At 67.3% G+C, this 22,568-nt stretch carries 17 protein-coding genes; 10 read left to right on the top strand and 7 right to left on the bottom strand.

Annotation, left to right across the window (positions count from 1 at the left end):
• The first annotated feature begins 74 nt into the window (after positions 1-74).
• The 7 genes from uxaC (at position 75) to ACSQ2B_RS07570 (ending at position 7,041) form a co-directional block, all read left to right on the top strand.
• On the top strand, positions 75-1,490 hold the full coding sequence (uxaC, locus tag ACSQ2B_RS07540; RefSeq protein WP_436048683.1) for a glucuronate isomerase: 1,416 nt from the start codon (positions 75-77) through the stop codon (positions 1,488-1,490).
• Positions 1,487-2,800, top strand: a complete 1,314-nt coding sequence (locus ACSQ2B_RS07545) for a mannitol dehydrogenase family protein (protein ID WP_436048685.1) — start codon at positions 1,487-1,489, stop codon at positions 2,798-2,800. Before uxaC ends, ACSQ2B_RS07545 begins: the two co-directional genes overlap by 4 nt.
• Positions 2,797-3,720, top strand: coding sequence for a sugar kinase (locus tag ACSQ2B_RS07550; RefSeq protein ID WP_436048687.1), 924 nt, complete (start codon positions 2,797-2,799; stop codon positions 3,718-3,720). Before ACSQ2B_RS07545 ends, ACSQ2B_RS07550 begins: the two co-directional genes overlap by 4 nt.
• Complete coding sequence (gene manD / locus ACSQ2B_RS07555; protein WP_436048689.1) at positions 3,713-4,924, top strand: D-mannonate dehydratase ManD; 1,212 nt, start codon at positions 3,713-3,715, stop codon at positions 4,922-4,924. The genes ACSQ2B_RS07550 and manD overlap by 8 nt, the downstream gene beginning before the upstream one ends.
• A gap of 8 nt (positions 4,925-4,932) precedes the next feature.
• Positions 4,933-6,207: an MFS transporter gene (locus ACSQ2B_RS07560; protein ID WP_436048691.1), complete on the top strand. Its 1,275-nt coding sequence runs from the start codon at positions 4,933-4,935 to the stop codon at positions 6,205-6,207.
• A 181-nt stretch (positions 6,208-6,388) separates the two neighbouring features.
• Positions 6,389-6,595, top strand: a complete 207-nt coding sequence (locus ACSQ2B_RS07565) for a hypothetical protein (RefSeq protein WP_436048692.1) — start codon at positions 6,389-6,391, stop codon at positions 6,593-6,595.
• A gap of 26 nt (positions 6,596-6,621) precedes the next feature.
• Entirely contained in the window at positions 6,622-7,041 is a 420-nt protein-coding gene (locus ACSQ2B_RS07570) for a VOC family protein (RefSeq protein WP_436048694.1), read from the top strand.
• A gap of 10 nt (positions 7,042-7,051) precedes the next feature.
• Here ACSQ2B_RS07570 and ACSQ2B_RS07575 read toward each other — a convergent pair whose 3' ends face one another.
• The 4 genes from ACSQ2B_RS07575 to ACSQ2B_RS07590 form a co-directional block, all read right to left on the bottom strand.
• Complete coding sequence (locus tag ACSQ2B_RS07575) at positions 7,052-8,632, bottom strand: SpoVR family protein (protein WP_436048696.1); 1,581 nt, start codon at positions 8,630-8,632, stop codon at positions 7,052-7,054.
• 11 nt (positions 8,633-8,643) lie between these two features.
• Positions 8,644-9,921, bottom strand: a complete 1,278-nt coding sequence (locus ACSQ2B_RS07580; protein WP_436048698.1) for a YeaH/YhbH family protein — start codon at positions 9,919-9,921, stop codon at positions 8,644-8,646.
• 19 nt (positions 9,922-9,940) lie between these two features.
• Positions 9,941-11,881, bottom strand: a complete 1,941-nt coding sequence (locus ACSQ2B_RS07585) for a PrkA family serine protein kinase (RefSeq protein ID WP_436048700.1) — start codon at positions 11,879-11,881, stop codon at positions 9,941-9,943.
• Between the two features lie 318 nt (positions 11,882-12,199).
• The gene (locus ACSQ2B_RS07590) at positions 12,200-14,254 is read right to left on the bottom strand and encodes a family 16 glycosylhydrolase (RefSeq protein ID WP_436048702.1); all 2,055 of its coding nucleotides are present in this window, start codon (positions 14,252-14,254) and stop codon (positions 12,200-12,202) included.
• A gap of 1,023 nt (positions 14,255-15,277) precedes the next feature.
• Between ACSQ2B_RS07590 and ACSQ2B_RS07595 the strand changes: the two genes are divergently transcribed.
• A complete protein-coding gene (locus ACSQ2B_RS07595; RefSeq protein ID WP_436048704.1) occupies positions 15,278-15,442 on the top strand; it encodes a hypothetical protein in 165 nt (54 codons plus the stop codon).
• A 76-nt stretch (positions 15,443-15,518) separates the two neighbouring features.
• Here ACSQ2B_RS07595 and ACSQ2B_RS07600 read toward each other — a convergent pair whose 3' ends face one another.
• Positions 15,519-16,409 carry a sugar phosphate isomerase/epimerase family protein gene (locus ACSQ2B_RS07600; protein ID WP_436048706.1) on the bottom strand — a complete coding sequence of 297 codons (891 nt, stop codon included), beginning with the start codon at positions 16,407-16,409 and terminating at the stop codon, positions 15,519-15,521.
• Positions 16,410-16,717: 308 nt separating this feature from the next.
• Between ACSQ2B_RS07600 and ACSQ2B_RS07605 the strand changes: the two genes are divergently transcribed.
• Positions 16,718-17,923: a glycosyltransferase family 4 protein gene (locus ACSQ2B_RS07605; protein WP_436048708.1), complete on the top strand. Its 1,206-nt coding sequence runs from the start codon at positions 16,718-16,720 to the stop codon at positions 17,921-17,923.
• A gap of 51 nt (positions 17,924-17,974) precedes the next feature.
• The gene (locus tag ACSQ2B_RS07610; protein ID WP_436048710.1) at positions 17,975-19,249 is read left to right on the top strand and encodes a lipopolysaccharide biosynthesis protein; all 1,275 of its coding nucleotides are present in this window, start codon (positions 17,975-17,977) and stop codon (positions 19,247-19,249) included.
• Here the strand turns inward: ACSQ2B_RS07610 and ACSQ2B_RS07615 are convergent, their stop codons facing one another.
• Positions 19,250-20,248 carry an NAD-dependent epimerase/dehydratase family protein gene (locus ACSQ2B_RS07615; RefSeq protein WP_436048712.1) on the bottom strand — a complete coding sequence of 333 codons (999 nt, stop codon included), beginning with the start codon at positions 20,246-20,248 and terminating at the stop codon, positions 19,250-19,252. It lies immediately after the preceding gene.
• 312 nt (positions 20,249-20,560) lie between these two features.
• Entirely contained in the window at positions 20,561-22,267 is a 1,707-nt protein-coding gene (locus ACSQ2B_RS07620) for a glycosyl hydrolase (RefSeq protein WP_436048713.1), read from the bottom strand.
• Positions 22,268-22,568: the final 301 nt, after the last annotated feature.

The raw sequence follows: 22,568 nt of genomic DNA on the forward strand, positions 1-22,568 counted from the left end.
CAGTGCGGCGGTCACGGGCAAGAGGTATTACCACTTTTCGCGGCCGAGAAGCCATATCCTAAGGACCACCGCCCGTGTCGGCGTCGCTTATCCTCGATCCGGACCGATTCTTCCCGCCGGAGCCTGCGGTCCGGGCGGTCGCCCGCGCGCTGTTCGCCCAGGTCGAGCGCCTGCCCATCGTCAGTCCGCACGGCCACGTCGCGCCGGAGTGGTTCGCCCGCAACGAAGCGTTCGAGGACGCGGTCGCCGTCTTCCTCTGGCCTGACCACTATGTCCTGCGGATGCTCTACAGCCAGGGGATCGACCTCGGCCGGCTCGGCCTCGCCGGCGGCGACGGTCCGGTGGAGACCGACCGTCGGAGCATCTGGCGGCAGTTCGCCGCCAACTACCACCTGTTCCGCGGCACGCCGTCCCGGCTCTGGCTCGACCACGCCTTCGCCACGGTCTTCGGCCTGGATCAGCGGCTCTCGGCCGAGACCGCAGACTGCTATTTCGAGGTGATCAATGCGGCGCTGGCGACCGACGCCTTCCGCCCGCGCGCCCTCTTCGAGAGCTTCGGCATCGAGGTGATCGCCACCACAGAGGGCGCGGTGGACGCGCTCGAGCACCACCGGGCGATCCGCGCCTCGGCCTGGTCCGGCCGCATCCTCACCACCTTTCGCCCCGACGACGTCATCGACGCCGAGCGTGAAGATTTCGCCGAGAACCTGCAGAAGCTCCAGGCGCAGACCGGCGCGGACCTCGGCGCCTTCGACGGCTACCTCGCGGCGCTGCGGCAGCGCCGCGCCTTCTTCCGCGAGGCGGGCGGCGCGACCGCCACGGACCACGGCCACCCGACCGCGCGGACGGCCAACCTGCCGTCGGCGGATAGCGCGGCCCTCTACGCCCGCGTCCGCAGCGGCGCGGCCACGCCCGCAGACGCCGAGACCTTTCGCGCCCAGATGCTGACCGAGATGGCCCTGATGGCCTGCGAGGACGGCATGACGATGCAGCTGCATCCCGGCGTCTGGCGCAACCACAACCCCTGGCTCTTCGAGCACTACGGCCGCGACAAGGGCGCTGACATCCCGACGCGGGTCTCCTACGTCGACGGGCTGAAGCCGCTGCTCGACCGGGTCGGCAACCGCCGCGACCTGACGCTGATCCTCTTCACCCTAGACGAGAGCACCTACGCCCGCGAACTCGCTCCGCTGGCCGGCCACTACCCCTGCCTGCGCCTGGGTCCAGCCTGGTGGTTCAACGACAGCCCCGAGGGCATGCTGCGCTTCCGCCGGCAGGTGACGGAGACGGCGGGCTTCTACAACACGGTCGGCTTCAACGACGACACCCGGGCCTTCTTCTCCATTCCCGCGCGCCACGACCTCGCCCGGCGCATGGATTGCGCCCACCTGGCCGAACTGGTCGCCAGCCAGCGGCTGGATCTGGACGAGGCGCACGCCCTGGCTCGCGACCTCGCCTACAACCTGCCCAAGCAGGCCTACCGCCTGTGAGGCTGTCGTGTCAGACCCTGGGCGAGGTTCCGGCGTCCGTCGCCCGGCCGTCCTATGACGCCCGGGCCTTAAGTTGCGGCATCGTCCACCTGGGCCTCGGCGCCTTCCACCGCGCCCACCAGGCCGTCTACACCGACGACGCCATCGCCGCCGCCGGCGGCGACTGGGGGATCGTCGGCGTCTCCATGCGCAAGCCGGACGTGGCCGCGACGCTGACGCCCCAGGACGGCCTCTATACGGTGGAGATCCTCGACGCTGCGCCCAGCTACCGCATCGTCGGCGCCGTGCGGCAGGCGCTGACCCTGCCGCTGGAGCCGCAGCGGGTGCTCGCCGCCCTGGCCGCGCCGGCGACGCGGATCGTCACCCTGACCGTCACCGAGAAGGGCTACTGCCTGGACGGCGCCGGGGCGCTGGACCTCGGCCATCCCGACATCGTCCACGACCTCGCCGCGCCCGAGGCGCCCCGCTCGGCGATCGGCGTGCTGGCCGCGGGGCTCGCCCGACGGGTCGCCCAGGGCGCCGAACCGATGACCGTGATCAGCTGCGACAACGTCGCCGACAACGGCGCGCGTCTCGCCGCTGCGGTCGAGGCCTTCGCCGCGCGCGCCTATCCGGGCCTCGCCGCCGGTTCGGCTGCGAGCTTCCCGCAGACCATGGTCGACTCCATCGTCCCAGCCTCGGACCCGGCCAGCCACGCCCGCGTCGACCGGGTGCTCGGGATGACCGACGAAGGCGCGGTCCAGCGGGAAGCTTTCAGCCAATGGGTGATCGAGGACCGGTTCGCCGGCCCCCGCCCAGCCTGGGATCGGGTCGGGGTGGAGATCGTCGCCGACGTCATCCCCTACCGGCGGCTGAAGCTGCATGTGCTGAACGCCTCGCACTCCGCCCTCGCCTATCTCGGTCTCCTCCGCGGTCACACCTACGTCCGCGACGCCATCGGCGACGCCGGGCTGGCGGCCTTCCTCGACGGCATGATCACCGAGGAAGTCGCGCCGGGCCTGCCGGATCTGGCGGTGCGCGACTATTGGGCCGGCGTGCGCCGCCGCTTCACCAATCCGGCGGTGGACCACCGGCTCGACCAGATCGCCCAGGACGGGGCCCAGAAGCTCGCCCAGCGCATCTTCCCGCTGATGATCGCCAACGCCCGCGCCGACCTGCCGGTCGCCCGGCTGGGCCAGGTGGTCAGGGCCTGGATCGACTGGTCGGCGACCCAGGGGCTGCGGCCCAGCCTGGGCGACGCCGCGATCTTCCCGCCGGAGATCCGCAGCGACGCCGGCCTGCGGGCCGCAATCCTGGAGACCGCCGGGTGAAGCGCGCCATCTGCATCGGCGAGTGCATGGTCGAGTTGAGGCCGGCCGGCGAGGACCTCTATCGCCGCGGCTTCGCCGGCGACGTCTACAACACCGCGGTCTATCTGAAGCGTAGCGATCCGGCGCTGGACGTGCAGTTCGCTACCGTCACGGGCGCGGACCCGTTGAGCCAGGCCATGCGCCGGGCCTGGGCTGGCGAAGGCGTGGGCGACGCGCTGGCGGCGACCGATCCCGGCGGTCGCCCGGGCCTCTATATGATCGAGCTGGACCCGCGCGGCGAGCGTAGCTTCCGCTACTGGCGCGGCGAGTCCGCCGCCCGCGGTTGGGCCCGCACGCTCGCCGCGCGGATTCGCAACGGCGCCCTCGACCGGGCGAGCCTCGTCTACCTCTCGGGGATTTCGCTGGCGATCCTGACGCCGGAGGACCGCGCGCTGGCGTTGGAGCTGGTGGCCGAGCTCAAGAGCCGCGGCAGCCTGATCGCCTTCGACCCCAACCTGCGCCCCGCGCTCTGGGGCGACCTGCGGCCAGCGCGCGCGGCGTTCGAGGCCATGGCCCCGCTCGCCGATATCCTGCTGCCGAGCCAGCAGGACCTGGAGACCCTGTTCGGCGACGCCGACATCGAGTGGATGGCCCAGCGTCTGCAGGAGCTGGGCGCCGCCGAGTTCGCCATCACCGCCGAGGCCCAGGGCTGCCTTGTCCATCGCGGACGCTCAGAATTCATCACCGCCCCGCGCGTCGAGACGGTGGTCGACACCTCCGGCGCCGGCGACAGCTTCAACGGCGCCTATCTCGCCGCCCGGCTGGCCAACCGCTCTCCCGCCGACGCTGCGCGCTCGGGCCTCGCGCTCGCCGCCTACGTCGTGACCCAAACCGGCGCCATCGCCGCCGAACAACCAGACGGACCCTTCGCCGATGCTTAAGATCACCAACGCCCGGGTCATCGTCACCTGCCCGGGACGCAACTTCGTCACCCTGAAGATCGAGACCGACCAGGGCGTCTACGGCATCGGCGACGCCACCCTGAACGGCCGGGAGCTGGCCGTCGTCAGCTACCTGCGGGACCATATCTGCCCGGCCCTGATCGGGCGCGACGCGCACCGCATCGAGGACATCTGGCAGTACTTCTACCGCGGGGCCTACTGGCGTCGGGGTCCTGTAACCATGACCGCCATCGCCGCCGTCGACGTGGCGCTGTGGGACATCAAGGCCAAGGTCGCCGGCCTGCCGCTCTACCAGATCCTCGGCGGCCAGAGCCGCGACGGCGTCATGGTCTACGGCCACGCCAACGGCTCCGAGGTCTCCGAGACCATCGAGGAAGCGCTGCGCTACAAGGAGATGGGCTACAAGGCGATCCGTCTCCAGACGGGGGTCCCCGGGCTGCCCAGCACCTACGGCGTCTCCAAGGACAAGATGTTCTACGAGCCGGCCGACGCGGCGCTGCCGAGCGAGAACGTCTGGTCGACCGAGAAGTACCTGCCCACAGTGCCGAAGCTGTTCGAGGCCGCCCGCGAGGCCCTGGGCTGGGACGTCCACCTGCTGCACGACAGCCACCACCGGCTGACGCCGATCGAAGCCGCCCGCCTCGGCAAGGACCTCGAGCCCTTCCGGCCCTTCTGGCTGGAGGACGTGACGCCCGCCGAGAACCAGGTCTCGTTCCGGCAGATCCGCGCCCACACCACCACGCCGCTGGCGGTTGGCGAAGTCTTCTCCAGCGTCTGGGACGCCAAGCAGCTGATCGAAGAGCAGTTGATCGACTACATCCGCACGACGATCGTCCACGGCGGCGGCATCAGCCACGTGCGCCGCATCGCCCACCTGGCCGAGTTGAACAACGTCCGCACCGGCTTCCACGGTGCGACCGACCTGTCGCCGGTCTGCATGGGCGCAGCCCTGCACTTCGACCTCTGGGTCCCGAACTTCGGGGTGCAGGAGTACATGCGCCACACGCCGGAGACCGACGCGGTCTTCCCCCACGCCTACAGCTTCGCCGACGGCTACCTGCATCCGGGCGAGACCCCCGGCCATGGCGTCGACATCGATGAGACGCTGGCCGCCAAATACCCCTACCGGCCCGCCAGCCTGCCGGTGAACCGGCTGGAAGACGGCTCGATGTTCAACTGGTAGGCGGCGCGATGACGCCCTCCGCGGTCCGTCCGATCCGCCATCTGCGCTGGTGGATCATCGCCATGGTGATGGTCGGGACGGCGGTCAACTACCTGGCCCGCAGCGCCCTGGGCTCGGCCGCGCCGACGCTCACCAAAGAGCTGGACATGTCGACCCAGGCGTATTCGTACGTCGTGGCGGCGTTCCAGCTGGCCTACACCATCGTCCAGCCGCTCGCCGGCTGGATCCTCGACGTCCTGGGGGCGAAGGTCGGGCTGTTCGTCTTCGCCATCGGCTGGTCGCTGGCCAACATGGCGCACGCCCTGGCGACCGGCTGGCCGAGCCTGGCGGTCTACCGCGGCCTGCTCGGCGTCTTCGAAGGCGCGGTCATCCCGGCCGGCATGAAGGCGGTCTCCGACTGGTTTCCGGACAAGGAGCGCTCGGTCGCCACCGGCTGGTTCAACATCGGCACGGCCATCGGCAGCATGATCGCGCCGCCGCTGGTGGTCTGGTGCATCCTGGTGGGCAGCTGGCGGCTCGCTTTCATCGTCACCGGCGCCGTCGGCCTGGTCTGGGCGGCGCTCTGGCTCGCCTTCTATCGCCGGCCGCAGGAGCATTCGCGGATCTCGCCCGAGGAACTCGCCTATATCGAGGCGGGCCAGGCGCCCGACGCGGCGCCTGCGGAGGGTCCCCGCCGGCCAAGTTGGATCACCATCGCCCGGACCCGGAACTTCTGGGCCATCGCCCTGCCTCGCTTCCTGGCCGACCCGGCGTGGCAGACCTTCAACTTCTGGATCCCGCTCTATCTGGTGACGGTCCGCGGCATGGACCTGAAGCAGATCGCCGCCTTCGCCTGGCTGCCCTTCCTGGCGGCCGACCTGGGCTCGATCTTCGGAGGTTATCTCTCCCCGGCCCTGATGCGGTTTGGCGGCGTGTCGCTGCTGACGGCGCGCAAGCTCACCATCCTGACCGGCTCGGTGTTGATGATCGGTCCGGCCTGCATCGCGTTTGCGCCAAACGCCTACTGGGCCATCGCCCTCTTCTGCGTCGGCGGCTTCGCCCATCAGATCCTGTCGGGTGCGCTGATCACCCTCTCGGCCGACGTCTTTCCCAAGCACCAGGTGGCGACCGCGACGGGGATGGCGGGCACGGCAGCCTGGACCGGCGGCCTGCTCTTCTCCCTGCTGGTCGGGGCGCTGGCGACCACCATCGGCTACAATCCGCTGTTCGTCTGCCTGGCGATCTTCGACCTGATCGGCGCGGCCCTGGTCTTCAGTCTGCTGCGGAAGCCCGCCCTCGCCTGAGGTCGGTTTGCAGCCGCCGGCGCCTTTCTCCGAACATGTTCTGCGGCTTGAACCATGCGTGAACCACGGACGCCCTAAGGTCGTTGAACTGACCGGCCAGGGTTTGGATGGTCCAGGCGACCGACAGGGGAAGCCACGGAGGGCGCGCCGAAAGGCCGTCGCCATGATGGAAGGAACGAAGATGAGCCGCGACAAGATCGAGAAGCTGGGCACCTTGTTTCTCGCCGTATTCTCCACGGCGCTGGCCGCCCAGCTGGTCTCGACCGGCATCGTCGCCGCCCCGATCCAATGGGTGGGCGCGCTGACGGCGGTCCTGGGCTCGATCACCATCGCTGTGCTCGTGCGCATCTGGCCGCAGCCCGTCCGAGCCGAAGCCCGCGAGGACTAGTCGGCCGGGAGGCGAGGACGCGCCGAATGCAGCAGCAGGTCTCGGTCGTCACGCTCGGCGTTCAGAACCTGGACCGCTCCAAGCGCTTCTACGTGGGCGGGTTCGGCTGGACGCCGGTCTTCGAGAACGGCGAGATCGTCTTCTACCAGATGAACGGCTTCGTGCTCGGGACCTGGCTGCGCGAGCGTCTCGAGGCCGACCTGCAGCGTCCGAGCTCGGGGCCCGGGCCCTTCAGCCTGGCGCACAATGTGGAAGGCGCAGACGCGGTCGAGCGCCTCATCGCCAAGCTCGCAGCCTCAGGGGGGACGGTCCTTCGCCCGGCTGACGCCCCGGCGCACGGCGGCTTCCGCGGTCATGTCGCCGACCCCGATGGCCACGCCTGGGAGATCGCCTGGAACCCGGCCTGGACGATCGACGCGCAGGGGCACGTGACCTTCGGGGTCTAGACCGCCCGGCTCACGCCCATTCGAACACCGAGACCTCCCGCGGGCGGCCGAGATGCTCGCACAGGACGGTCTTGTCGGCGTCGATCTCGCGCATCACCACCTCGTAGCTCCACAGGTCGGCCAAGTGCTGCAGGACGCGCTCGGCGTCCTCCGGGTCCAGCAGGGCGCCGTCGGCGACGTGGTGGTGCAGGACGAGCTTGCGATCGCCGGCCAGGTCCACGTCCACCACCTCGATATTGGGCTCGCGCGCGCCGATGTCGTACTGGCGCGCCAGCTCGCGGCGGATCCGGCGGTAGCCGCGCTCGTTGTGGATCGCCTCGACCTTGATGCCTTCCCGCACCGCCGCGTCGTCGTGGAGATGGAAGAGCCGCATCTCGCGCATCAGGCGCGGGCTGAGGAACTGGCTGATGAAGCTGTCGTCGCGATAATTGGCCCAGATGTCGCGCAGCACCGCCATGGCGTCTCCGGTCCCGGCGATCTCGGGGAACCACTCGCGGTCCTCCTCGTCGGGCTCGGTGACGATCCGCTCGATGTCCCGCATCATCGAGAAGCCGAGGGCATAGGGGTTGAAGCCGTTGAAGCGCCGGTCGTCGAAGCCCGGCTGGGTGACGACATTGGTGTGGGACTGAAGGAACTCCATGTAGTTCCCGTCCGTGATCATGCCCTTCTCGTGCAGGCGGCCCATGACCTTGTAGTGGACGAAGGTCGCCGTCCCCTCGTTCATCACCTTGGTCTGGCCCTGGGGATAGAAGTACTGGGCGACCTGGCGGACGATGCGCAGGATCTCGCGTTGCCAGGGCGCCAGTCGCGGCGCCGCCTTCTCCAGGAAATAGAGCAGGTTCTCCTGCGGCAGGCCGAGCAGCGCGCGCCGGCGCTCCGTATGGTCCGGCGCGGCGACGCGGGCGGCCTCGGGCAGGGTCCGCCAGAGGTCGTTGAAGATCCGCTCCTGGTGCGCCCGGCGGCTCTTCTGCCGCTCCTCCTCGTGGCGCAGATCCGGCCCGCGCGCGCCTTCGTAGCGGTGCACCCCCTGCCCCATCAGGGCGTGGGCGGAATCCAGGATCCGGGCGACCGCCTCCTGGCCGTAACGGTCCTCGCAGCGCGCGATGTAGCGCTTGGCGAAGTCCAGATAGTCCAGGATGGTGTCGGCCTTGGTCCAGGTCTTGAACAGATAGTTGTTCTTGAAGAAGTGGTTATGACCAAAGGCGGCGTGGGCGATGACGAGCGTCTGCATCGTCGCCGTATTGGCCTCCATCAGATAGGAGACGCAGGGGCTGCTGTTGATGACGATCTCGTACGCCAGGCCGGCCAGGCCCTTGCGGTACATGCTCTCGTGGTAGGCGTAGTGCTTGCCGAAGGACCAGTGCTTGTAGAACAGCGGCATGCCCATCGAGGCGTAGGCGTCGAGCATCTGCTCCGCCGTGATCACCTCGATCTGGTTGGGGTAGACGTCGAGGCCGAGCTCGCCGATGGCGATCTCCTCGCAGGCGTCGTGGATCCGCTGCAGGGTCGTGAAGTTCCAGTCGGCGCCCTCGAAAAGAAGCCTGTCCCCGGTTTCGCTCGTGGGCCGGTCGCTCATCGGAGTTTCGCTCATGGGGGATTCACTCATTTGGCGCCCACCCGTTGGCCGTCGCGCTTCTTGAACAGCTCGCGGAACACCGGGAAGATCTCGTTGCGATCCTCGACCCGGCGCATCGACAGAGGCGCGCCTTCGGACTGCAGGCGCTCGTAGAGGGTCCAGAGCGGCGAGTCCGGCATCGGCTGGCGCATGTGCGAGGTCGCCCCGACTTCCAGATAGGCGAAGTACTGGCTGACCGGCAGCACCGACTCGGTGAGCAGCTGGGCCGCGAGCTGGTTGTCGCCGTGGGCGTTGTCGCCGTCCGAAGCCTGGGCGGCGTAGATGTTCCAGTCCGCCGGCGGATAGCGTTCGGCGACGATCTTGGACATGGCGGCGAGCGCGCTGGAGACCAGAGTGCCGCCCGACGCCGGACTGCGGAAGAAGGTCTCCTCGTCCACCTCCTCGGCCTTGTCGGTATGCCGGATGAAGACCACGTCGACGGTTTTGTAGCGCCGGGTCAGGAAGACGTAGAGCAGCAGGTAGAACCGCTTGGCGAGGTCCTTCATGTGCTCGGTCATCGAGCCGGAGACGTCCATCAGGCAGAACATCACGGCGCGCGCGACCGGCTTCGGCTCGACCTCGAAGTGGCGATAGCGGACGTCGATCGGGTCGATGAAGGGGATCCGCTTCATGCGGGTCTGCATGGCCTCGATCTCGGCCCGCAGCGCCGTGCGGCGGTCCTCGTCCGCACAGTCGGCGAGGGCCTGCTCAAGGTCGGCGAGCGAGCTCTGGCTCGGGCGGCGCAGCGCCGTACGCCGCACCATCGCCAGCTGCATGGTCCGGGTGATCGACATGCTCGTCGGCGAGCCGGACGTCTGGTAGCCGGCCCGCCGCAGCCCCTCGCGCTCGGCGCTGGCCAGCTTGCGCTTGGCCATGTCCGGCAGCTCCAGGTCGTCGAGGAAGATCTCCAGGAACTCCTCGCGGGTGAGGACGAAGCGGAAGGCGTCCTCGCCGTCCCCGTTGCCCGCCCCGCCGCCGCGGCCGCCCCCCTGGTCCGGGCGCGGAAGGATGTCGCCCTCGCTGAAGGTCTTGTTCCCCGGCAGGATGTGGTCCTGGACATCCCCCGGCGTGGTGCGGAAGCGCGGCTCGCGCACGCCGCCGGAGGGGATGCTGACTTCTCCCCCCTCCAGGGCGTCGCCAAGGTCGCGACTGCTGGAGGCGTTGCGCACCGCCTCCTGCACCTGGGCCTTGGCCCGTCTCAGGAAACGCTGGCGATTCTCGAGGCTCTTGCTGTTGGGATTGAGCCTGCGGTCGACGATGTGCATGGCAACTCCCGTCGCGTGATCAACCGGCCTGCTTTACTCGCATGTACCAGTCGACCAGGCGGCGCACCTGGCGTTCAGTGTAGCCGCGCGCTTTCATGCGCTCGACGAATTCGGTGTGCTTCTTGTCGCTCTCGCCGTCCTTCTTGGACCCGAAGGAGATCACCGGCAGCAGGTCCTCGACCTGGGAGAACATCCTCTTTTCAATGACTTCGCGGATCTTCTCGTAGCTCGTCCAGGAAGGGTTGCCGCCGCCGTACTTGGCCCGGGAGCGCAGCGCGAACTTGACGATCTCGTTGCGGAAATCCTTCGGGTTGGCGATCCCGGCGGGCTTCTCGATCTTCGACAGCTCCTGGTTCAGGAGTTCGCGGTTCAAGAGCTGGCCGGTGTCCGGATCCTTGAAGTCCTGGTCCTCGATCCAGGCGTCGGCGTAGTCGACGTAGCGATCGAAGAGGTTCTGGCCGTAGTCCGAATAGGATTCCAGGTAGGCCTTCTGGATCTCGTGGCCGATGAACTCGGCGTAGCGCGAGGCGAGCTCGGCCTTGATGAACTCGAGGTACCGCTTCTCGGTCTCCTCGGGCAGTTGCTCGCGCTTCACGCTCTGCTCGAGCACATACATCAGGTGGACCGGGTCGGCGGCGATCTCGCTGGTGTCGTGGTTGAAGGTCGACGCCAGGATCTTGAAGGCGAAGCGGGTCGAGACCCCGTCCATGCCCTCGTCCACGCCGGCCGCGTCGCGGTACTCCTGGACGCTGCGGGCGTTCGGATCGGAGTCCTTCAGGCTCTCGCCGTCATAGACCCGGAGCTTGGCGTAGTAGGTGGAGTTCTCGTGCTTGCGCAGCCGCGTCAGCACCGAGAAGCGGGCCAGCATCTCCAGCGTCGCCGGCGCGCAAGGGCTTTCGGCCAGCTCCGAGCTGGAGATCAGCTTCTCGTAGATCTTCTGCTCCTCGGCGACCCTCAGGCAGTAGGGCACCTTGATCACGCAGATCCGGTCGATGAAGGCTTCGTTGTTCTTGTTGGCGCGGAAGGTCTGCCACTCGGCTTCGTTGGAGTGGGCCAGCACGATGCCGGAGAAGGGGATGGCGCCGATGTTCTCGGTGCCGATGTAGTTGCCCTCCTGGGTCGCCGTCAGCAGCGGGTGCAGCATCTTGATCGGCGCCTTGAACATCTCGACGAACTCGAGAAGCCCCTGGTTGGCGCGGTTCAGGCCGCCGGAGTAGCTGTAGGCGTCCGGGTCGCTCTGGGAGAAGTACTCGAGCTTGCGGATATCGACCTTGCCGACCAGGGAGGAGATGTCCTGGTTGTTCTCGTCGCCCGGCTCGGTCTTGGCGATGGCGATCTGCCGCAGCCTCGAGGGCGTCATCCGCACCACCGAGAACTTGGTGATGTCGCCGTCGAACTCATTGAGTCGCTTCAGGCACCAGGGGCTCATCAGCCCCGTCAACCGGCGCCGCGGGATGCCGTAGCGCTCCTCGATCATCTCCCCGTGCTTCTCGGGGTCGAACAGCGCCAGCGGGCTTTCGAACACCGGGCTGACCTCTTCGCCAGCCTTCAGCACATAGATGGGGTTCACCTCCATCAGCGCCTTGAGGCGCTCGGCCAGCGACGACTTGCCGCCGCCGACCGGACCCAGGAGGTAGAGGATCTGCTTGCGCTCCTCGAGCCCCTGGGCGGCGTGGCGGAAGAAGGAGACGATATGCTCGATCGTCTCCTCCATCCCGTAGAAGCCGGTGAAGGCGGGATAGAGCCGGATGGTGCGGTTCATGAAGATCCGGCCAAGGCGCGAGTCCTTGGCGGTATCCACCATTTCCGCCTCGCCGATGGCGGCGAGAAGGCGCTCCGCGGCGTTCGCATAAAGTAGCGGATCGCCGGAGCAGGCCTCTAGATAATCCTTCAGTGGCATCTCTGCGTTACGCCGCGCCTCGAAGGCGGTGGCAAAAGCGCTGAACAGCTTGTCCGACATGACTCAGGTCGCCTCTACATGTCCCAGAACATGTTGATCCCTTCCGAACCTGAACGCGTTGCGGCAAAAAGCAGCGAAGGTGAAAATCAACTCGCCGAACAAAAACTCGTAATCGAGGGCGGTCTGGCGGGGCCCCTGCGAGATTTTTGCTCAGATGCTGACGAGTTTCGCGGCGAAAGGCCATTGAGGCTTGCGCCGCGAGAATCCACGGGCGAATCAACCGATGCGTGGGTCGCCCTGCCCGGACACGCAGCCGCGCGCAGGGCCCGGGGGCCTGCGCGCGGGGCGACTCAAGACGCCGGCGCGAATCGCGGCCTGCTAGACGTGAATGAAGCCGCCGGCGTTGGCCACCAGCTCCGCAGGCTGGACCCCCACCAGGCGAACCCATTCACCGGTGGTGAACTGGATGACGGTGTCCGCGCCGTTGGCCGCCACCGTCGGGGTGTAGCCGGCCTTGATGTAGCTCGACAGGTTCAGCACGTCGGCGCCGTAGCCGAAGTCGGTGATGGTGTCGTGGCCGTCGCCCTTGCCGAAGGTGAAGGTGTCGGCGCCCCAGCTGCCCGTCAGTGAGTCGTCGCCGCCCCCGCCGATGATCGTGTCGTCGCCGCCAGCGCCGTTCAGGGTGTCGGCGGCCGCGCGGCCTTCGATCTGATTCGCGCCGCTGTTGCCGATGATCAGGTTGGCGCTCGCATTGCCGATGCCGACGGCCTTGCCCACGCCCGTCAAGGTCAGGTTCTCGACGTTGGTGGGAAGCACGTAGGTGCCGGAGGTGGTGACCAAGTCCGTCCCCTCGCCAGCGTTCTCGACGACGACGTCCGCGTCGACCCCGAGCTGGTAGAGGTCGTTGCCCTTGCCGCCGAGCAGGCGGTCTATGCCTCCGGCGCCGTTCAGCGTGTCGTCGAAGTCCGTGCCCGTCAGGGTGTCGGCCGCGCTCGTGCCGGTGATCACCTTCGGAACCTGAGCGGCTTCCAGGCTGTAGGCGCGGATGTAGTCGATCGCAAAGCCCGGCAGCGTCGTGCCAGTGGGATTGCCGGCCCAGCCGCCGCCGACGGCGTAGTTGACCAGCATATACATGGGCTTGTGAGCCTCGACCGGCGTCGCCAGCTTGAGGAGCTCGGTCCCGTCGACGTACCAGGTCAGGGTCTCAGGCGTCCAAAGCAGGCCGAAGGTATGGAAGCCGGTCGACAGGTCGGAGACGAAGTTGCGGACGCTGGTGGAGCTCCAGTGTGCGGAATCCGGTCCGTGCTGCATGGTGTTGTAGAGGGTGTTGTTCTCGCCGATGTACTCGACCACGTCGAGTTCAACGGTGATCTTCCCGTCGGCGGGCAGCAGCCAGAAGGCCGGGAAGGCGCCCTTGGCGTCGGGCAGATCCGCCCGCATCTCGAAGTAGCCGTAGGTCTGGGCGAAGGTGCCCTTGGTGGTCAGCACCCCCGAGGTCCAGTCGAAATTCCACAGCGACGACTTCAGCGCGGCCGGCGTCAGGGCCGGGCTGATGGTCAGCACGCCGTTGCTCACGCTGAACGGATTGAGCCCGAGCGCGGTCGTGCCGGTCCCGGCGAACTGCGGGTCGACGTAGATCTCACGCTCGCCGACGATGTTGTGAGCCGACTTGCTCGGATAGTCGGCCCAGGCGTAGCTGGTCGCCCAGACGCCGCCGCCGGCGCTCTTGTTCTGCAGCGACAGCGAGTTGAACTCCTCGGCGAAGGTCAGCTTCAGCTTCGACGGATCGATGGAGAGCTGGAAGTTCTCCGCCGTGAAGGCCCCGACCGTGGTGTTCTTGAACAGGATCAGGTCACTCGCCGACAGCTTCAGCAGCACGTCCGACCCGGTCTGGGTCATCGCCCCGGTGACCTTGGCGAAGCTGTCGAAGCCGTAGTCGACCAGGCGCACCACGTCGCTGTTCGTGGCGCCGGTGTGGAAGTTGTGGACGATGTCCTGGCCCGAGCCCTTCTCGAAGATGAAGGTGCCCTTGGAGCCGAAGCTGACGATGACGTCGTCGCCGCCCTTGGCGTCGACCAGCACGTTGGCGGTCACCGCCTTGACGATGTTGGCGTTGTCGTTCGCGACGCCGAACACCGGAGACCAGGTGGCGTCCATCGTCAGGTTTTCGATGTCGTTCGGCAGAACGATATTGACGGTCGCGACCACAGTGTCGACGCCGCCGCCGCCGGAATACCGGTCCTTGACGTTGATGACGCTGAGGGTGTCGTCGTAGGCCCCGCCGACCAGGGAATTTCCCTGATTGCTGCCCACCAGGCGCGACGGCTGATTGCCGGCGACGACATTGTTGGTGCCGCTCCCCCACACGGTGACCGTGTAGGGCGCGCTCTGAGCGAGGAAGGTCCCGCTATAGTTCGTGTAGCCGCTCGCCATTCTGATCGCTTCCAGCTTCCTGGCTGTTAACTGTAGATGTTACGTCGCCCAGACAATTCAGGGCCGCACCAAGCAAGGCCTAATAACGTTTTAACGCGACGCATCAAGGCTCGAAGAAATTTAACCACCCTCTTTCTGATGAAAGAGATGGAAATGACCAAGAAGAACCCGTCAGCGCTCGGATGATCCTGAAATAAGGCGCCCATCACCGGCCCGCCCCCGCGCCGCCACAACCGACGTGGGCCGCCTCAGTGAAAAGGCGCCATTGAGGCGACAATATGGAAAAAAGGCCCCGCGCGAGCCGTCCGCCGAGCCTCGTTCAAACATAGAATCGCCACGACCGGCTCGCGAAAGGCGTTTTTTCGCCCCTCGCGCCGCGACGCCTAATCTTGATTCTCCTGTCGCGCGAAGCGGCCTAACCTTGAGTTGATCTTCCGGCCTCGCCGAATGACCTCGCGGCCTGCCCCTGGGCGCGAGGCGCCAAATCCCACCCCTAGCGTGCGACATTTGCGCGCCACGCAACCAATAGGCTGCGAGCGCGTCTGAAGTGGACGATGATGTCCAAAAAGAGACTCAAAAAAATTAGGGAGAGAGGCACATTGGCAAATGTCCATCACTGGGAGCATGCCCGCTCGCCAGCTCGGTCAGGAACTGATTTCGCCCACTTTCAACGGCTTCTCGCCGCTGCGGTCCGACCTCCTGGCGAGGGCGATCTGACCCGCGACGATCAGACGAGCCGCTGGCCAGGCGCCGTCCGGGTCCTGCTGATCAGCGGTTGTTCGCTCGGGCTCTGGAGCCTCATCCGCCTGGCTCTGCAGGCCGTCTGACGGCGACAGCGAGTCGCCTTTCGGCCCCAGACATGCCGCCGATTCCGGTCGGCGCCGAGATTTCGGGCGCCCCAGAGAGCGCCGCGCATGGTCGCTATGCGGCCGTGCAAAATTAACCGCGACAGGATCGCGCAAGCCTCACGACGGCCCAGCTCTGCGTTCAGAGTTGCGACACATCCGCCGCAGAGGCTCAACAATGTTTCAAGGCAACATCGTTGCGACGCCCAGGAGCGTCCTCCCCTACGCCGTCGTCATCCGGCGTGACCGCGCCGTGATCCGGCGCGAGCCGGCGCACGACCGCACGGAGGCCGACAGGCTGCTGCAGCGATTGATGGCCAACGCCGCGGCGGATTTTTGCTGAGAACCGCGCTGAGGCGGCCGAACTGACCTAGGACCGCGCGGGCCGTCCTTATCCCCGAGACCTCACCCCCCAGACCTCACCACCCAAGCGCGCGCAGGTTGGCCGCGCTGATCGCCATGGCCTCGAGAGGCGGCCGCTCGAACGGCGGCTCCTGTTCGACGAACGCCTCCTCGACACCCGCCTCGTCGGCGGCGGCCAGGATGTCTCGCCAGTCGAGGGTTCCGCATCCGACCTCGGTCGAGCGCGGCTCGGGGTTGTCCGTGAGCGGCTTGATGTCCTTCAGGTGCAGCAGCCGGAACCGCTTCGGGTGGACCCGCAACAGGGTGGCCGGGTCGAACCCCGCATAGCTCGCCCAACCGGCGTCGAGCTGGAAGACCACGCAGTCAGGATCCGTCTCCGCCAGGAGCAGGTCGACGCCGCTGCGCCGCTCGATCAGGTCGAACTCGAAAGCGTGATTGTGGAAGCCGATCCGCAGCCCATAGGCGGCGAGCCGGCCGCCGACGGTGTTCAGCTCGTCTGCGCGTCGACGCCAGTGATCTTCCGTCAAGGCGCTGGAGACCCGCGCGAAGAAGTCGCCCAGCGCCTCGCCCTCCTCCCGGCGAACGGCGACGTCGTCAGGCACGGGGAAGGCCGGAACGACCACATGGCGGGCGCCGAGGACATGCATGTGTTCGGCGAGCCTGGAGAGATCGCCGCGCAGTCCGGGCTCCTCGCGCGTGCCGGGCTCCAACCTGACGTGCGCGCTGACGCAGGACAGGCCCGCCGCGTCGTGCATGGCCCGGATCTGCTGCGGCGTACGGCCGAGGTAGCCGGTGATCTCGGTTCGGCGATAACCGAATCCCGCCAGGGCGCGGAGCGCGCCCGCGAGGTCCGCCTGCGCCTCTGCGCGGATGGAATGCAGCTGTACGCCGGTGATCGGCCCAAGACGGCCGGCGGCGAACGCCTCGCTGGTTTCAACTGACACCACGTCCCCGCTTCCTCGCGACGTGCAGATGGACGTGGACGACCGTTCCAGGCGACGCCTCAGATGTCCGACGTTCGCAGGAGTCGCCCCGCACCATCGCCGCGCCCGGCAATAGTCACATTACCGTGGAACCCTAAACATCAGCTAGCCCCGATGGCCGACCACAGGTCTCGCGCAAGACTATGGTCAATTTCGGGGCGGCTCGCCGAGCTTAAGCCACAGGCATTTTACTGCGGCTTGCTATGCTGCAGCGCGTCAAGGAGAACGGCGCCTGGGAGCGGCCGAGCGGTCGACCGGAGTTGGAGAGTCCGATGAACGATACACCGCAGCTCGCGGCCATGCGCATCGGCATGATGATGCGCGGCTTCGACGAGGTGGATGGCGCGGCCATCTACATGCGCACCCTCTTCCAGACCGTGTTGGAGATCGGCCCGCGGAACAGCTACGTCCTCTTCTTCCGCGACCCCGCGCAGATCGGCCGGTTCGCGGACCTGCCCAACGTCGAAGAAGTGCTCGTCCCCGGCGCCAACAAGGTCCTCTGGGACCAGATCCAGGTGCCGCGCGCCGCGCGCGACAAGAACCTCGACGTGCTCTTCCACTACAAGTTCACCGTGCCGCTGATGACGCGCGTGCCGACCATCTGCCAGCAGCGGGGAACGGAGTATTGGACCCACCCCCACCTCTATCCGTCGTGGAAGGACCGGATCGACCGCTACTACAACATGGCGGCCATACCGCTCTATTGCCGCAAGGCCCGGCGGGTCCTGACCATCAGCGACAGCCTGGCGGGCGAGCTCAATCGCCTCGCGGGCGTGCCCATGGACAAGATGACGACCGTCTATCCCGCAGCGGACGCGCGCTTCCGGCCGGCGACCGAAGCCGACAAGGCCCGCCTGAGGGCGCAGTACAAGCTGCCGGAGGAGCCCTTCTTCCTGATGGTCGTCAAAGGCTACACGCGCCTCGACGAAGGCCACCAGAAGCTTTCGCCGCGGAAGGGCGTGCAGAAGGTGCTCGAAGCCTATCGGCTGGCGCGCGAGGCGGGCGATCGGCTGCTGCCCCTGGTGATCGTCGGGGCCGGCGTCACCGATCGCCTGACCGACGACATGCTCCGCCCCTTCGTGGATCCGGCGCTCGTCACGAAACCCGGCCTCATCAGCCATGGCGACATGCCCGCCCTCTATTCGGCGGCGCGCGCGATGATCTTCCCCTCCGAATACGAGAGCTTCGGGATCCCCCTCGTCGAGGCGATGGCCTGCGGCTGCCCGATCATCACCTCCACGGCCCCGGCCTGCCCGGAGGTGGTGGGCGACGCCGCGATCCTGGTCGATCCGCAGGACGCCGAGGCGTTGCGGCTGGCGATGCGGCGACTGGGCGACGACAGCGTCGCCGATCGGATGGGGCGACTGTCGCTGCAGCGGGCGAAGCGCTACGCCTGGGATCATAGCGCGCGGATCTTTCTGGCGGAGTGCGCGCGCGTCGTGCACGGCTCGCAAGCCCTCGCCCCGGCGATCGCCTAGGGCAGGGTTTGCAGGGATGACAATGACCGTGACCTCAGGGATCGCCGGCGCGTGCAGCTAGGCCGCCTCCTTCGCTCGTCGAGCCTGCAGGCCGCCCTGGGGTTCGGCGTCGGCGGCGTCGCCTTCGCGGTCGGCAATCTGCTGCTCGCCCGCGCCCTGCCCGTCAGCGAATACGGCAAGTACTCGCTGGCCGTGGCCCTCTTCAACACCTTCTGGATGACGGCGCCGCTCGGCTTCGACGAGGGGTCGCTGCGTCGCCATTCCCGGCTGGGCTTGCGGGCCTTCGCCAGAGTGACCCTCTCCGGCGGCGGCGTGGCGCTGCTGGCCGCGCTGGTCGGCCGGCTGGTCTACCAGCTCGACCTCGCGACGCTGGGCTTCCTCGCCGCGGCGATCATGGCCGCGGGCTACGGCGCCATGGCCAGCGCGCTGCTGCGCCGCACAGGCGCCCAGACCTCGGCCCTGGCGGTCAACAACTCGGCGAACTGGGCGGTCATCGTCTGCGGCGCCGTCAGCCTGTTGCTGGCGCTGAAGACTGCGGAGCTCGCGCTGATCGGCCTGGTCGTCGGCGTTTCGCTGGGCGCGATCGGCGGCTGGCTGCAGGCGCGGCGACTGCAGGCGCGGTCCGACGAGGTCCACGAGGACGTGCCGCTGAACGAGGCGCTGAACTTCGTCAGCATCCTGGCGGCGGGCGCGGTGATCGTGCAGCTCGAGCGGCTCGTCGCGCCCAAGGTGCTGGGGGTCGAAGCCCTCGCCAACTTCGCCGTCCTGGCCTCGGTGGCCTTGTTTCCGTTCCGCATGCTGCGTTCCGGCGTCGGCTTCTCGCTCGCGCCCAAGCTCCGGCGCGCCGCGACCATCGCCGAGCGCAACCGCATCATCGTCCATGAAATCGGCGCGGTGGTCGCCGTGCTGTCGGTCGCCAGCCTGGCGGTGATGGTCGTCGCGCCGCCGCTCACCGAACAGCTGACCAGCGGCAAATATCAGCTGTCCCTGGCCCTGGTGGCGGCCGCCTGCCTCAACGGGGCCGCCAAGGTGCTGACCGGCCTGCCGCGCGCCTTTATCACCGCCAGCGGCACGTCCGCCGACCTGCGCGCGCTGAACTGGCAAAGCTGGCTGATGATCGTCTGCAGCGGCGGGGGCGCCTGGCTAGGCGCCCAGGTCAACCTGACCGGCCTGGTCCTGGGCGCCGGCCTCGGGGCCATCCTGGGCGCGCTCCCCAGCCTGCAGCTCGCCCGGCAGGTCCTGCGGCGGTCGGAGGAGTCGCTCAGCGACGCCCGCCCGGAGGAGCTTCCACCGGGCGGCGTCGTTGCGGCGAAAAGCGAAGTCTGATCAGCCGCGCCGCTTCAGAAGGCCGGCGGCGTAGTACCAGTCCACGGTCTTGCGGAAGCCCTCGTCGAGGTCGACGCGCGGCTGATAGCCGAGGATCCGACGGGCCTTCTCCGTCGAGAAGGCGCGGTTGTGCTTGTAGAAGCTCAACCGGCGACGGTGGATCGGCGGCTGCAGTCCCAGTTTCGGGAAGACGGTCTCGCAGACCCGCGCGATGGCGGTCATCAGCGAATAGGGCACCTGCGCCTTCGGCGGCCGGGCCCCGACGGTCTTGGCGGCGACGCCGATATAGTCCCGCAAGGGCAGATAACGCGGACCGCCGATGATGAAGGCTTCGCCCTTCGCCTGCGGCGTCGTCATCGCCAGCATGAAACCCTGGACGAGGTCGTCGATGTAGACGGGGTGGAAGTTCGGGCGGCCGTTCCCGACGAACAGGAAAACCCCCTTCTGCACCATGCGGAAGATCTTCAGCATCCGCACGTCGCCGGGCCCGTAGATGGAGCAGGGGCGGATCACGACCACCTCGATCTCGCCCTTCTCGCCTTCGGCGAGGCAGGCCAGTTCGGCCGCCAGCTTGGTGGTCTGATAGTGGTCGCGCGGGTTGTAGGGGGCGGTCTCGTCCGACGGGGTGTCGGCGACGTGGCCGTGCACGCCGATCGTCGAACAGTAGACGAAGCGCCGGACGCCCGCCGCCTTCGCCGCTTCGAGCAGGGCCATGGTGCCGGTCTGATTGACCTCGACGAACTCCTCCAGAGGACCTTCGGTGCGGAACATCGCGGCGATGTGGAAGACGGTGTCGGCGCCTTCGACGAGCCGCCGGAGCGCTTCCTTGTCCGTCAGGCCGCCGCTGACGACCTCGACGCCGGGAACCGAGAATTTCGAGGGATCCCGCACCAGCGTGCGAACCGGGTAGCCTTCCGCCTCGAGCCGCCGAACCAAGGCGCCTCCGGTAAAGCCAGACCCGCCGCTCACCGCGACACGCGGCTTCTGATTATTCGCCATGCACCACCAACGACCTCAAGATGTACACATCGCCCCCGCCTCGCATCCGCGCCGCCCCAAAATGGTGCAGCGCAACACACACCTTATTGGTGTTATATGAGGGGGACCGCGTGACAACAATCCTGCCGCGATCATCTGGAGCCGCTGCCCGCGACAAAGCATATCCGTGCCTCAGACGCGCCATTGATCTGGGTGAGCGGAATGCTTTTCGCAATGCGGCCGCGCCCTTGGGCGCGGCCGGTGGTATCGCAGCGTTGACAGCGGGCGCGAACCCGACCTGAGGAATTTGCAGGCCGGGCGCGCCTTCGCCGATCAGATGTGAATGAAGCCGCCGGAGACGGACTGCAACTCGTTCACGTGGACGCCGAGCAGCAGGACGCTCTCGCCCGACTTGAAGCTCACCAGCGTATCAGAACCGCTGGCGGACAGGGTGGCGCTGATCTTGCCCCCGACCGCGAAGCTCGAGAGATCGAGCATGTCGCGACCGCCCACGCCGAAGTCTTGGATCACGTCGTCGCCCTCGAGCTTCCCGAGGACGAAACGATCCGCGCCGGCGCCGCCGATCAGATGGTCGTCGCCCCTGCCGCCGACGAGGGTGTCGTCGCCGCTGTTGCCGTTCAGCGTATCTGCGCCCACGCGGCCTTCCAGCCGGTTGGCGGCGGTGGTGCCGGTGATCTGGTTGTTGAGCTCGTTGCCGAAGCCGGCCGAGCGGCCGCTGGTCAGGACGAGATTCTCCACGTTCGCCGCGAGCGTATAGCTGCTCGGGCTGTACACGGTGTCGATGCCCTGGCCGGCGGTTTCGACGACCAGTTCGGAGCCGAAGACGATCGTATAGCTGTCGTCGCCGGCGCCGCCGTAGAGCTTGTCCGCCCCGCCGCCGCCGATCAGGGTGTCGGCGCCGTCGCCGCCCCGCAGCTCGTTGGCCGACTTGTTGCCGACGATGTAGTTGTCGAGCGCGTTGCCGGTCCCGTTGACCGCCGCACCGCCCGTCAACGTCAGCTTCTCGACGTTGGCGCCCAGGGTGTAGCTGAAGGCGGACTTGACGGTGTCCTGGCCAGCGTTCAGCCCTTCCACGAAGATCGACGCCGAGCTCTTCGCCACATAGATGTTGTCGCCCGCCGCCGCCGCGCCGAGATTGGTCGTGTCGGTCGGGATGGGCGTCGTCGGCGTGGTCGGCGTGCTGCTCGCGACGCCGAACGCGGCCTGGAAGGCGTCGGCCGTCAGCGGGTACTGATCGCTGCTGAGCTTGCCCTGGAAGGCGGAGTCCGTATTCCAGTAGTTCTGGTACAGGACGTTGTGGCTGGCGAACCAGGCCTGCGCCTTGGCGATAAAGGCGCCGGCGTCGTCCGAATTCACCCCCCACTCGCTATAGGCCGTGGGCTTTCCATGGGCCGCGGCGAAGTCTTCGAGCCACTGCAGCCCGTACTTGCGGGTGACCATGCTGTTCCAGGCCAAGGCCGGGTCCGGATTGTCCCACGCGGTGTTGTAGTAGAAGTCCATCCCGATGACGTCGACATAGGCGTCGCCCGGATAGGCCTTGGCGACATCCATGCCGGCTTCGCCGTTGGCGACGTTCCACTCGAACTTGAACTTGTCCGAGACGCCCCGGAAGGTCGTCACGAACTCCCGGAAGGCGTCGACGTACGCCGCCTCCTGGCCCTTGGCGGCCCACGGGAACCAGCCCCCGTTGAACTCTTCGCCGACCCGGACATAGATGACCTCCTGGTCGCCGTAGGCGGCCAGGAGCTTCTTGGCGGCGGCCAAGTAGTGGCCGTTGTAGTCGCCGTCCGCCGCGTCGACGAGATTGCCTTCGTTGGCGAACATCGGGATCGACAGGGTCACATCCCGGTCGAGCGAACTGAAATTCTTGATCGCCCAGCTGATGCTGCCGTTCCAGTCGGTCCAGGAGGCCCGACCAGTGTGCACCGCTACGGAGTCGACTTCGCGGCCGACCCACTTCTCGAACGCCAATATGTCGTAGACGTTGTTACCGGCGTAGACACCAAAATTATCCGACATGACTGTCTCCTGAAACTGTTGTCAGGATCTTGTCGGATGGCGCGCGACTTATGGCTTAAGCGGCATCGTTAACTCCGGTAAGCACGTCCCCACACAGAGTGAACGCCGCCATAATATCTAGTCAAAGATCGCGTATCTCTAGATGTAACGCCGCTATAGACACGTCTCACGCCAGCTTCACCTTACGGCTTCCACAGCTTGCCAGATGATGCGGACGCTGCGCTTATACGTCGCAGCTTTAAGGAGAGCTTTCAACTTGCACGCGCACCCCTGCCGATCGACGCCATACCGGACGAGGCGC

The sequence above is a fragment of the Phenylobacterium sp. LjRoot225 genome (assembly GCF_964252855.1).
Lineage (GTDB): Bacteria > Pseudomonadota > Alphaproteobacteria > Caulobacterales > Caulobacteraceae > Phenylobacterium.